Genomic DNA, 12,467 nt, shown 5'->3' on the forward strand with positions numbered 1-12,467 from the left:
TCGACGACCCTCTACATATCAACCGATAGTCCTTTTCTAGGAACAGAATCGGTGGTGAGGAGCATAAGTGTTGCCTGATACGACAGTGCGCACCAGGGACCGCCTCCACCCGTGACGCCGACTCCAGTCACCCGCTTCGTTCGCCCACGGCGCGCTGGCCGGACACCTCCGCGTCGACTGCCGGCTCCGTCCGGTCCCACCTGCGAAGGCCGAACCCTCTCGAGGTCGGACTCTCGCGGCGACGCTCGTCGCGCTCGTCGGTTTGTTTCGGGTCTCTCACCGACGGTGGGGGTCCGTCGCCGTCCGGGAGAGGGGTTGAGAGGTCACTGGAGGTAGCCGAGGTCCTCGAGGCGGTCCTGTGTCGACTGCGTCATCGAGACCGAGCCCGACGCGTCGGCGTGCTCGAACGAGGAGAGCCACTCGTCGAGACGTGTTTCGAGGTCCGCAACCACCCCCGGTCGCTCCCCGGAGATCTCCTCCCGTTCCCCGGGGTCCGACGCGACGCGATAGAGTTCGCGCGCACCGTCGGAGCCACGGACGAGTTTGTACTCCCCGGAACGGATCGTCCGCAGCGATCGGTCGTACCGTTCGACCTCGGGGGAGATCTCACCGACGCGCTTTTCGAGCGCCTCCATCGACGGCTGTGGCGAGAGGTACTCCGCGATGGCGTGCTCTCTCGGGTCGGCGTCGCCCCCCGGATGGAAGGACACGCCCTGAACCTCCTCTCGCATCCCCACCGCGTCGATTCCGGCCACGTCGAGCAGTGTGGGTGCGAGGTCGGTGAGCTGGACGAGTCGGTCGTCTTCGCCCTCGTCGAACGACGGCCCGTGGACGAACAGCGGGACGTGCAACAGCGTGTCGTAGAGACAGTACTGGTGGTCCATCAGACCGTGGTCGCCGATGTTCTCGCCGTGATCGCCGGTGACGACGAAGACGGTGTCCTCCCACTCGCCGGCCGCCTCGAGCGACGTCCTCAACTCGTCGATGCGCTCTCCCAGATAGGCGAGTTCGGCGCGATAGAGCCCACGCAGTATATCGAACTCTCGCTCGCCCATCTCGAGGTTCCCCGCGATGTATTCCCAGGCGTCCTGTGGGACCTCCATCGCCTCCTCGTAGCTCACGCCGTCGGGGAGGTACGCCTCGGCGATCTGTTTCTGGGGTCGGTACTCCAGGTGTGGCTCGAGGTAGTTGACGAAGAGGAAGAAGGGACGGGTGTCCGCTCGTTCCGTGAGCCAGTCGTCGATCCACTCGTTGGTCGCGCGCGCACCCTCGTCGCTGCGCCGTCGAAAGAACTGGCCGTAGACCGCGTTCGTGAGGTTCGTCAGCGGATTTCCCTCAAGGATCTTCTTCGCGACGCCCCGGAGCTTTTCTGTACCTTCCTTCGTCCGGGCGATCTCGCCGAGGTCCGTCTCGGTCTGGACGTACTGCCAGGTCTTGTAGAAGGTCTCGAAGCCGCGGGCGAAACCGAACTCCTCGCTGATCCACGTGTTGTTCGAGACGCCGACCGTCTCGTAGCCCCCGTCGCCGAGTGCCTCCGCGAGCGTCGGGAGATTTCCCGAGAGGCGTTTGTGACCGCCGTGTGCGCCGTGTTTCGAGGAGTACGTCCCCGTGAAGAGCCCCGCATGGGACGGGAGCGTCCAGGGCGCGCTCGCGAACGCGTTCGTGTAGCGTCGTCCCGCGATCGGAGGCTCGAGTGCTGCGTCGTTTCCGGGAGAGAAGACGTCCGCTCTGGCGGTGTCCATCACGATCAGGACGATGTTGGAGGTCATGACGAGGGGTGGGTTACTCTTGTCTGTCGTACACGAGCTGCAGTGAAGTATCCTCTCATTCCGGGAGCCCGACGCTCGATCGGGCGCCGGCGGTTCGGCGAACGCGAGAGAGTGAGCGTGCCAGCGAGCGTCACCCACGTTCGGCGAGCACCTCGTCGTAGAGCGCACGGTACTCCTCGACGCTCCGTTCGAGCGGGAACTCCGTCCGCGCCCGTTCGTCGGCGTCCCTGGCGCGTCGTTCGCGTCGTTCCGGGTCGCGCAGCAGCGTCCGGATCGCGGCCGCGAACGACTCCGGGCTCCTCGAGTCGGCGAAGGCGGCGGTCTCACCGGCGACCTCGTGGAGTACCGGGATGTCACTGACGACGGGCGCGAGCCCACAGGCCATCGCCTCGACCAGCGCGACGCAGAACCCCTCGGAGTGGGAGCTGAGCGCGAAGAGGTCGCTCGCGTGGAGGATCCGATAGACGTCGAGACGGGAGACGGTGCCGGTGAACGTGACGTGGTCTCCGAGGCGGCGAGCCCGGACGAACCGTTCGAGCGCCGCTCGCTCGGGTCCGTCGCCGACGATCATCAGCTCCGCGTCGGGCACCGACCGCCTGACGTCGTCGAACGCCGCGATCAACGTTCGCTGGTTCTTCGTCGGGATCATCCGGCCGACGGTCGTCACCCGCGGGCGGTCGGTCTCCCACGGGTTCGACTCGGGGCGCGCGGCGTCGATGGCGTCGATGTCGACGCCGTTGTAGATCACGCGGCGCTTTCGCTCCGGGACCAGAAGTCGTTCGTGTGGGTAGAAGGAATCGAGCGTCGCCTGCGAGTTCGCGACGACGCGGTCGGCACGCCAGAGCGTCGTCGCGTTGACCGCGTTCTGGGCGGCGGAGTAGTGCAGCCGGTGATCGGCGTGTTCGGTGTCGACGATCGGGAGCTCGGAGGGCGCGAGCGCGCGTCCGAGCGCACCGGAGAAGTTCGTCTGGGTGTGCAGCAGGTCGAATCGACCGGCCGTGAGGAGTTCACGGAGCCGCCCGATCGCCGTCCGGTCGAATCGGTTCCTCGCCCCGAGGAACTCGAGGGAGACCGCGTCGGTGTCGACGGGAGCTTCGGTCTCCTCGAGCGATGCGTCCTCGTAACAGGCGACCGTCACCTCGAAGCCGGGCTCCCGGCCGAGCCGTTCCGAGATGTCGTACTCGATGGTCGTCGGCCGGATCCAGTTGAGGAGGACGAGTATATGAGACATACCGAGACGGTTCAGGCCGAACCGATTTCACTCGGTCGGTCGACGGCGCTGGCCGATGTGATCCCCTGTCGGATTTCGTAACCGGCCGACTCCCCTCGACTGTGTCGCGAGGCGGTACCGGAGTCAGTGCTCTCACGAGCGCCGGATCTCGGTCTTCGTGAGTGCAGTCGACCCGGGCTGGAAACCCATCGACAGAGTGAATAGTCGATCCCGGGAAGGTGATCGGTAGATGGGATACGTCCGGCAGAGCGCGGCGGCCGTCCCCCGCCCGAACGAGATCTGGATCCCGGTGCTCTGTATCCTCGCCGCCCTCACGACGAACACGTGGCTGCTCTCGTCGACCGTCGGATACGGACTCTCGCTGGTCGCGCTGACGGTCGCGGGTGTCTACCTCGTCTTCGTCGCCGACGTCGAGGTTCGTATCGACCTCGTCTTCCTCGCGCTCTTCGGGGGCTACTGGCTCGTCCTCACCGCCGGGTGGTTCGTCGATCGCTCGCTCGACCGGCTCGCGTACGTCCTCGTGACGCCGCTCGGCGTGATCGTCGCGATGTTCCTCCTCCCGGGGGTGATCGACCGCTCGGACGGGCGTCGCCGGCTCGTGACGACGCTCACCGCGATCGGGGTCCTCGTCGCGGCGATCGGCTTCGCGATGCTCGCCGTCGAGTCCGTTACCGACCTCGCGACGTTCCCCTGGACGGGCGGGAACGTCTACGGGTTCTCCGGCTACCGGACGAACTCGGTGTTCTCGAACCCGAACACTTACGGCTTCTTCATGATGGTCTGCACGATCACGGCCGTCCTTCACGCGGTAGCGCGTGGCCCTCGCCCCCTCTCTCTGAGCGCGATCGTCCTCTGCTCGCTGGCGGTCCTGACGAGCGACTCCACCGGGGCGTTGCTCGGCCTCGGTGCGGGGACGGCGCTCGTCGCCGCGGTCGCGTTCAGGAAGACGGCGATCGCGGTCGTTTTCGCGGGCGCGCTGACCACGGGCGCGCTCGTCGTGACCGGCCTGCTCGGAACGGCGATCGAGGGCCTCCTCCCGGCCAGGGTCGTCGCGCTGATCGACCTGCTGATCTCCGTGCGGGGTACGCTCTGGATGGCGTCGATCGAGCGCCTCGCGGCCGACCCGCTCGTGGGGATCGGCTTCGGCGACACGGCGGCCGAGATCGCCCCCTACGTCCCCCCCGGTGGCCCGGTCGGCTACGGGACGCACAACTCCTACATCAACATCCTCCTCCAGACCGGGGTCGTCGCCGGCGCGCTCTACCTCACGGCCGTGTTCTACGCGGTCGGGGCGGTGATCGTGAGCGCCCTCAGGACGCGGTTCTCCCCGCGCGAGCGGGGCGACTGGTGGCCGGTCTACGTATCGGCGGTCCTCGTCGCGATCCTCGTGACCATGACCTTCGAGTCGATGACGCTCGGTGGGCTCTCGCTGAACTCCGTACTGCTCGCGATCTACCTCGGCCTCGCGCTCTCGTACGGGGGCGCGAGGGTCGTCGAGATCAGACCGCGGGAGGTCCTCTCGACCGGATGAGACCCATGCGGAAAGACCGACTGCACCGCGCGGACGAACCCCGCGACCGCCCACGAACACCGAACCACCCCGAGACGGTCGCGTTCGCGGCCTTCCTCCTCGCCTGTGTACTCGGCCTCTCGGTGTTCGTCACCCCGTCGGCCGGGCGTCTCGTCGCGCTGGTGGGCCTCCTCGCCTTTCTCGCGGTCGTCCTCCTCTACCGATGGAGGCCCGAGCAGCGACGACTCGACCTCTCGCTCCGGACCCACCCCGCGATCGTCGTTCCGACGCTCGTCCTCTGGGCGGTCTTCGTCCTCACCCTCCTTCGCAACCCAACGCCCGCAGCGTTCGTTCACACCGCCGCGTTCGTCGTCTTCTCCGGCGTCGCGCTCTTCGTCGTCCCGGGGGTCGTCTCGAGGGAACGGGCGTTCGTGGTCATCGCCCTCCTCGGGGCGTTCGGCTTCCTCACGAGCGTTCCCACGGTCCTCTGGGGGAACTTCACCCTTTTGGGCTATCCGTTCGACCAGGCGGGCCCACAGCGCGTGGTCCTCGATTTCGCCTTCTACCCGCCGTCGTCGATCCTCGAGAGCCGGAACTACCTCCGGGTGCTCTTCGCGTTCGGCGCGGTCTGTGCGGCTGCGCTCTACGTCGAACGCCGCCGCCCCTGGGCGGTGGCCGTCGCGGCGATGAACGTCACCGGGGTGGCGCTCACGCTCGGGCGCGCGGCGAGCCTGGCGCTGCTCGCCGTCGCGGTACTGCTCGCCGTCTACTCGCTCGCCGGGAGCGAGGCGCTGTTGGGCGCGACGCTCCTCGGCGTCGTCGGGACGCTCCTCGGCGTCGCCGTCGCGGTCGGACTGCTCCCGGGACCGGGTGCGACGATACAGGCGGCGCTCGACGAACGCATCAGGGACTGGACGCTGTCGTATCGGGCGTTCGCCGAACGGCCGGTGCTCGGGTGGGGGATCGTCGACTCGCACGGCGCGGCCGAGCGGCTCTACGGAGCGGGGTTCACCGGCATCCACAGCAGCTACATCCGGATGTTCGTCATCGGCGGCGTCGTCGGCGGCCTCGCCTACGTGGCGCTGTTCGTCTCGGCGCTCACACTGGCGTACAGGGGCGTCCGCGAGTCGGCGTTCGACGGGCTACGAGGTCGAATACGGGAGCCGACGGCGCTCGAACTCGTCTACGGGAGGGAGGCGGCCGCACCGCTGGCGGTCGGCGCGTACTCGCTGGTCGTGCTGGTGCTCGTCTTCCAGCTGTTCGACGGGGCGACGGTCTTCGGGACGAACCTCTCGTCGGTGCTCTGGGCGCTCGCGGTGGGCTACACCCAGCCGACGTCCGCGTTGAGTGAGCTCTCGCTCCATCTCGGCGTGACTGGAGAGAGAGACGCGTAACGAGCGGAGCGAAGAGAGCCCGCGCGAGCCCCATCGGAGACCCGCACGACGCTGACCGATCGATCACTGCGTCGCGTAGAGCTGTGCGTACTTCCCGTCGCCCTCGACGAGTTCGTCGTGCGGGCCGCTCTCGACGATCTCGCCCGCGTCGAGCGTGTAGATCCGGTCGGCGTTGCGGACCGTCGAGAGCCGGTGGGCGATGGCGATCATCGCGTAGCCCCGGTCCATCGATTCGATCGCCGACTGGACCTCCTCTTCGATGTTCGTGTCCAGGTCCGACGTCGCCTCGTCGAGGACGAGCAGGTCCGCGTCCTTCAACAGCGCGCGGGCGAGCGAGACGCGCTGGCGCTGACCCCCGGAGAGCCGCACGCCGTTGTCCCCGAGGACCGTATCGTAGCCATCGGGTAGCTGCCCGACGTACTCGTCGATGTGTGCGAGTTCGCACGCCCGCTGGAACTCGCGCTCGGTGGCCGCCTCGTTGCCGATCATCACGTTCTCCCTGAGCGAGCGGTTGAAGATGAAGGGGTCCTGGCGGACGAACGCGATGCGTTCACGCCACTTGGTGAGGTCGATCTCCTCGATCGGCACCCCGTTGGCCGTGATCCGCCCGGAGTCGATCTCGTAGAGCCGCGCCAAAAGCGAGACGATCGTCGACTTCCCGGCCCCGGACTGGCCGACGAACGCGACGAACTCGTTCTCGTCGACCGAAAAGGAGACGTTCTTCAGGACCGGCTCTTCCTCCTCGCCGGTGTCGTAGGTGAACGAGACGTCCTCGAACCCGATCGGCGTCGGCGGGCGTGGGACCTCCCTCGTACCGGAGTCGAGTTCGGCCTGCGCCTCCAGTTCGCGGACGAACTCCTGGGTGCGAATCAGGTGCGGGAGCCGCCCCTCGACCTTGTAGAACCGGTTGTTCGCCCGGCTGACGACGGGTGCCAGCTGGAACATCGCGAAGAGGAAGACGCCGAGCGCGCCCAGCGACATGTTCGCGAACGTGAGCGCGACATAGATCATCCCGAAGACTACGAGCGCCGCCGCGAGGTTGTAGAAGGCGTCGATCGCCTCCTCGTTCCGCCCGAGTTTGACGTAGGAGGTGACGAACTGGTCGATCGCCTCGTTGAACGTACCCAGGACGTCGTCGCCCTTCGTGTAGAGCTTGACGTCCCGGATCCCCTGCGTGGCCGCCTGTGCGGACTCCTGGATCCGCTCGTTCGCGTCCGCAACCCGATCACCCAGCGTGTAGCCCGGTTCGAGGACGTATCTGATGAGGTACGTCAGCCCCCCGAGGAGGACGAGCGCGAGCACCGTCAGCTGTGGGGCGAGGTAGAAGGCGACGGCGAGGTACATCACCCCCAGGAGCACCTGTTCGAAGAACTGGATGAAGTCCCGGATCACCTTCCCGGCGTACTCGGCCTGGGTGACGATCGCGTTCATGATGTCGTCGGAGCCGTGCTGGTCGAAGTACGCGATCCGCGCGTCGACCGACCGCTCGATCGACAGCGTCTGGAGGTGTCGCATGTACTCCGTGTAGAGCGCGATCCGTAGCCAGCCGACCATGAACGTCGCGGTGTAGCGCGCGGTCATCACCAGCGCGAGGCCGAGGACGATGTAGCCCAGCGTGAACGGGACGCCGACCGTGTCGTAGGCCATCGCGAACGCCCCGACGAGACCACCTTCTGCGGTCGGGTCGTCCGGTGTCTGAACCACCTCGATGATCGGCATGAGGAAGCTCAGCCCGACCCCCTGGAGGAGGGCGGCGAGCGCACTGAACGCGATGATGAACGCCGTCAGGACGGGTTTGAACATCGCGACGCGCCAGAACGCACGCGCCTTCTCGCGGAGAGAGAGGTCCTCCGTCTCCCGATCCGGTTCCATTGGAGACGTCTTACGGAGTCCGCTATTTCAACCTGCCGAGTTAACGAGAGGATGAGCAACGGTCGGTACCGACGGTTACCGCTTCGGTCGGGCCGAGGCACGCTCGGCGACGGATCCGTCGAGGACGTAGGTGAGATAGAGTTCGGTCGCGACGCTGTCGAACGGGTACGGAAGCTTCGTACAGAGTCGCCGTTTCAGGCTGGCGGTGTAGTTCGGTTCGTGGATCGGCAGCGGGTGGCTCAGTTCCTCGGAGATCGTCGCGTCCGCGAACCACTCGAGGAACTCGTTCACGCCGTCGTACGGTAGGTCCACCCGATCGGGGTCGACCCGCTCTTGCATCTCGATCCAGAACCGCGCTTTCACGCTGTCGGCGGTGAACCGCTCTCCCTCGACGTGCGACCGGATCCGGTCGAAGGTCCTCTCGTCGACCTCGAAGCCGTACTCTTCCGGGTCGTGGCCGGCGACGAGGAAGCCGGTGATCGTGTGGAGACAGGTCCCACACCGGTTGCACGAGAGCGAGTCCTCGCCGCCCTCGTCACAGCTACTGATCTCCCAGGCGGTCTCCCGGCCCGCGAAGTACTCGCCGATCAGTTCGATCTTCTCCTGGCGCGTGGTCCCGACCGCGTCGGACTCGACGGCCGTCCCCGACCAGCGGAGCGTGTCCACCAGCCGTGGCTGTGCGGAGTTGGGAAACCCCTCGTGGGGCATGTAATCGGCCGACTGGTAGATCCGCGTGATCCCCTCGTTGTGGGTGATCGGCGCCGTGAGCCCCGGGTAGCCGATGCCGAAGTACATCGTCCGGTCCCAGGAGTCGTTGAGCAGGTGTCTGAAGTAGAGGTTCACCGTGAACTTATCGACCATCGACTTCACGTTCGTCTCGACGTAGTGGGCGGTGAGACCGTTCTCCTCGGCGAACGCATCGATCATCGTCGAGCGTTTCCTCCAGGTGTTCTCGCGGGTCTCGCGCTCCTTTCTGACCGTGATGAGGTGGGGCTCTTCCTCCCGGTGGTTGAGGTACGTCGTCGTCGAGTCCACGCCACCGGTGAAGAGCACGCCTACCGCTCGCTCCGTCCGTGGTGATCGGGTGTTCACGACCGTCTCGTACCGGATCGGCTCGACCCGGTCGAACGGGGCGTCGGGGTACTGGTCGGCGTACGCTCGCTGGAGCGCCGAGAGCGAGCGGAGAACGCGTGAGTCGACCCGACCGACGGACACCTCGGTGCCGGTGATCCACGCGAGCGGACAGAGCGTGGTGAGAAGCGGGACGACGAGAATGCTCTCGGGGACCGCGGAGACGTCCTCCGAGTACCGGACGTACGGATCGACACCGGTCAGAAACCGCCCGAACCGACGCGAGTACGAGAGGTCGTAGCGCACCTCGGTACCGTCGTGGACCGAGATGGCATCTATCGAGACGGAGGGCCGGGTGTTTAACACGTTACGTGTCGCTTAGGACCAGTATACTCTAAACGTTACTATACGAATCCGGGAGAATGATTGCGAGACGCGAAGAGACGGTCGCGTCGTCTACACCTTCCTCGGCCCGGTTTCACTCGGGCGGAACGCGATACTGTATGTCGGCCGAGGTGTCCGTCGGTGTGCGGGCGAGTCGTCCGGGGAGAAGCGGATGTTTAACTACTTCCCCTCTACTGCTACGGGCATGAGCAGAGCGAACCGGTGGGCCCGCCTCGGTCGGCAGCCCGCCGACCTGCTGGGCGACGGTCTACCGGGCCGGATCGGGTCGCTCTCGCGGCGGGCAGCCAGGGTCTATCGCGAGGAGGGGATCGGATACGCGGGAAAACGGCTGATCGAGGAAGGGCCACTGGGGGGGCTCCGGCGAGCGCACCCGGATCTATACTGGCGGGTCGCACCGGAGTACCACCGACGTGCGTACACGAGGGACATCGACCGGTACGACGCGCCGCTCGACCCGTTCAAGGTCGAGTCCGTCGATCCGGCGCGGATCGCGCGGTCGTCGCTGCGGCCGTATCCGGCGTGGGAGGGGAAATCCCGGCTGTTCGGAACCGTCGTGGGAGGAGACTGGGATCGACCGCGACCAGACCACGAGGGGATCGCCAGGGGCCCGAACGCCTCGTGGGGGGAGAACGCCCTCTTCGAGAACAAGCTCACCTACCGGGCGTTCGAGGAGCACTTCGTCGACGGCGTCGAGTGGGAGGAGATCGACCTGATCCGAGAGCGACTGGAGGAAGCACGCCGGGGAAAGGAAGCCTGGCAGGGCTGTCACTCGCCGGAGGAGATCCTCGAGCAATGTCGCTTCTTCGACGAGCTCTACGAGGAGATCCGGACCTCGGGGTTCAAGAGCCAACGCGAGCTACGCGACCGCGACCCGGAGCGCTATGAGAGCTTCCGTCACCTCGTGGCGGGGGAGGTGCTCGTCGACGTCGGCCGGACGGGCGAACTCCTCCACGTCGCCGGCGACCATCGCACCTCGATCGCGAAGATCCTCGGCCTAGAGACGATCCCGGTCGGGTTCCTCGTCAGGCACAGCGAGTGGATGGCCTACCGCGACCGACTGTACGAGAGCGGATCGATCCCGGACCACCCCGACCTCCGGGACCTCCAGTAGCTCCTCCGGCGCTGATCCGAATCGCTCGATGGACAACGGGGGAGATATACGTCGGACTCGAAAAGGTCCCGGTAGAATGACGCTCGAAGTAGCCGTGATCGGCACCGGACCCGATCCCGAGGAGGCCGGTGGCGTGGGATACGCGATGGGGTACCGTCACGCCTCCGCGTACGAACGAATCGACGACTGTGAGCTGAGCGCCTGCGTCGACATCGTCGAGGAGAACGCGCTCGCGTTCGCCGACCGGTACGACCTCGGCGCGGAGAGCGTCTACACGGACCATCGGATCATGCTCGAGGAGACTTCGCCGGACCTGGTCAGCGTCTGCACGCCGGCGAACACGCACGCCGATCTCGTCGCCGACTGTGCCGACGCCGGGGTGGGCGCGATCCACTGCGAGAAGCCGATGGCGTCGACCTGGAGAGACTGCGAGCGGATGGTCGAGGTCTGCGAGGCCGAAGGCGTCTCGCTTTCGATCAACCACCAGCGCCGGTTCGCCGGGCCGTTCCGACAGGCGAAGGTGCTGCTCGACGACGGCGAGATCGGCGACCTCGAACGGATCGAGGTCGGCGGGAAGAACCTCTACGACTTCGGCACCCACCTCTTCGATCTCTGCGCCTACTTCACCGGAGGGGCCGACCCGGAGTGGGTGCGCGCGCTGCTCGTCTACGACGACGAGGACGTCCGCTACGGCGTCCACAACGAGAACCGGGCGATGAGCGAGTGGGTCTACGACACCGGAGTCACGGGGTTCGCGGAGACGGGCGTGGGCGATCGAAGATCCCTGATGACGCTCCGCGGGAGCGAGGGGACGATCGAGATCGGTCGCGAGAACGGTCCCTCGCTCCGGGTAAGAGGGAGTACCGAAGACGAGTGGCGGTCGATCGACACGGGGATGGAGCGGGTCTCGCACGTGGTGGTCGAGCCGAGCCTCCCGGTCGTCGCGCTCAGGAGAGCCGACGACGCGCTTCCCGGCCCCCAGCTCCTGCGGCCGATCGCCGAGCGGATCCACGAACGCGGTCGGGATCCGTTCTTCGAGCCGTACATCCACAGGGCGCTTCGAGAGGTGGTCGACGCCACGCTGGAGGGCAGGGAGTCGGTGCTTCGCGCCGAGACCGCGCTGTCGGCGACGGAGCTTATCTTCGGGAGCTGGGAGTCCGCACGTCGACAAGAGCGGGTCGAGCTTCCACTGGAGATCGAGGACAACCCGCTCGAAGCGATGGTCGAGGAGGGACGGCTGCGGCCGAGCTAACTCAGCGACCGCCCCGCAGACCAGGGTGACGTATCGGGTGTGCGCGGCGAGTTCGACGGTCGATCCCTCCGGTCGAACTCGTGGAGTGGCCGGACGTCCGGGTGGTCGAGATGTCGACGCTCCCGCTCGTCGAGGTCGTCGACGGAGGCGGCGCTCGCGACGACCTCCCGGATCGCCTCCCACCGTTCGTGACGAACGACGACGAACACGGGGATACGGTCGATGCCGAGGACCTTCGCGAGCGCCAGGCGATGGTGGCCCTCCCAGTTGTTGAAGATCAGCGTTCCGTCCCGTCCGACGTTCACCGGAACGTTTCGAGTGGGGTCCGACGATGGCTCGTAGCCGTCTCGAAGCATCGACCGGTAGAGCGACTCACAGATACCGATCCGCTGCTCGACGGCCTGGACGTCGTACAACTCACCCATCAACAGCATGTGTTGGGCGTACTCCGTCTCCATCCAGTCGACCCCATCGAGGTAGTGATCCGCGAAGGCGCTGTACACCCGGTCGAACCGATACGGCTTACGGTGTCGGTCCCACTCCCCCGGGACGACCCTCCCTCCGAAGAACTGGACCGGAAAGTACGCCTTCGATAGCTCGTGTTTGGTTATCAGGCCCTTCTCGGTCCTGTAGCTGGTCGCCGGGTGCCGACCCTCGATCAGGAAATGCGTGATCGAACCCGGATCGACGTCGATGACGTCGGCGCCGAGCGACGTTCGCCGGTAGGCTCGTCGGACCCGAACCCGTCTCGCAGCCTGGCGAACACGGCTCGACGCAGCAGAGAGGAGGGCGACGAACCCGTCCTCGCGCCACTTTCCGACCGCCCTCGACGGAAGCTCGCGAACGGCCATC

At 66.6% G+C, this 12,467-nt stretch carries 9 protein-coding genes; 4 read left to right on the forward strand and 5 right to left on the reverse strand.

Annotated features, from left to right (window positions below; genetic code table 11):
* Positions 1–323 precede the first annotated feature (323 nt).
* Both V2L32_RS19665 and V2L32_RS19670 read right to left on the reverse strand, forming a co-directional pair.
* Entirely contained in the window at positions 324–1,769 is a 1,446-nt protein-coding gene (locus V2L32_RS19665) for a sulfatase (protein ID WP_331234299.1), read from the reverse strand.
* Between the two features lie 130 nt (positions 1,770–1,899).
* Positions 1,900–3,000, reverse strand: a complete 1,101-nt coding sequence (locus V2L32_RS19670; RefSeq protein ID WP_331234301.1) for a glycosyltransferase family 4 protein — start codon at positions 2,998–3,000, stop codon at positions 1,900–1,902.
* Between the two features lie 229 nt (positions 3,001–3,229).
* On the opposite strand from V2L32_RS19670, the gene V2L32_RS19675 reads away from it, so the two are divergent.
* Both V2L32_RS19675 and V2L32_RS19680 read left to right on the forward strand, forming a co-directional pair.
* On the forward strand, positions 3,230–4,531 hold the full coding sequence (locus V2L32_RS19675) for an O-antigen ligase family protein (protein WP_331234302.1): 1,302 nt from the start codon (positions 3,230–3,232) through the stop codon (positions 4,529–4,531).
* Positions 4,532–4,536: 5 nt separating this feature from the next.
* A complete protein-coding gene (locus V2L32_RS19680) occupies positions 4,537–5,904 on the forward strand; it encodes an O-antigen ligase family protein (RefSeq protein WP_331234303.1) in 1,368 nt (455 codons plus the stop codon).
* A 63-nt stretch (positions 5,905–5,967) separates the two neighbouring features.
* Here V2L32_RS19680 and V2L32_RS19685 read toward each other — a convergent pair whose 3' ends face one another.
* Entirely contained in the window at positions 5,968–7,776 is a 1,809-nt protein-coding gene (locus V2L32_RS19685; protein WP_331234304.1) for an ABC transporter ATP-binding protein, read from the reverse strand.
* A 75-nt stretch (positions 7,777–7,851) separates the two neighbouring features.
* Entirely contained in the window at positions 7,852–9,213 is a 1,362-nt protein-coding gene (locus V2L32_RS19690) for a hypothetical protein (protein WP_331234305.1), read from the reverse strand.
* Between the two features lie 223 nt (positions 9,214–9,436).
* Between V2L32_RS19690 and V2L32_RS19695 the strand changes: the two genes are divergently transcribed.
* Both V2L32_RS19695 and V2L32_RS19700 read left to right on the forward strand, forming a co-directional pair.
* Positions 9,437–10,363 (forward strand): hypothetical protein, encoded by a 927-nt coding sequence (locus tag V2L32_RS19695; protein WP_331234306.1) that lies wholly within the window; start codon positions 9,437–9,439, stop codon positions 10,361–10,363.
* Positions 10,364–10,439: 76 nt separating this feature from the next.
* On the forward strand, positions 10,440–11,615 hold the full coding sequence (locus V2L32_RS19700; RefSeq protein WP_331234308.1) for a Gfo/Idh/MocA family protein: 1,176 nt from the start codon (positions 10,440–10,442) through the stop codon (positions 11,613–11,615).
* On the opposite strand, the gene V2L32_RS19705 is transcribed toward V2L32_RS19700, so the two are convergent.
* On the reverse strand, positions 11,612–12,466 hold the full coding sequence (locus tag V2L32_RS19705; RefSeq protein WP_331234309.1) for a ParB N-terminal domain-containing protein: 855 nt from the start codon (positions 12,464–12,466) through the stop codon (positions 11,612–11,614). The genes V2L32_RS19700 and V2L32_RS19705 overlap by 4 nt on opposite strands.
* Position 12,467 lies beyond the last annotated feature (1 nt).

It is taken from the genome of Halalkalicoccus sp. CGA53 (genome assembly GCF_036429475.1).
Taxonomy (GTDB): domain Archaea; phylum Halobacteriota; class Halobacteria; order Halobacteriales; family Halalkalicoccaceae; genus Natronorarus; species Natronorarus salvus.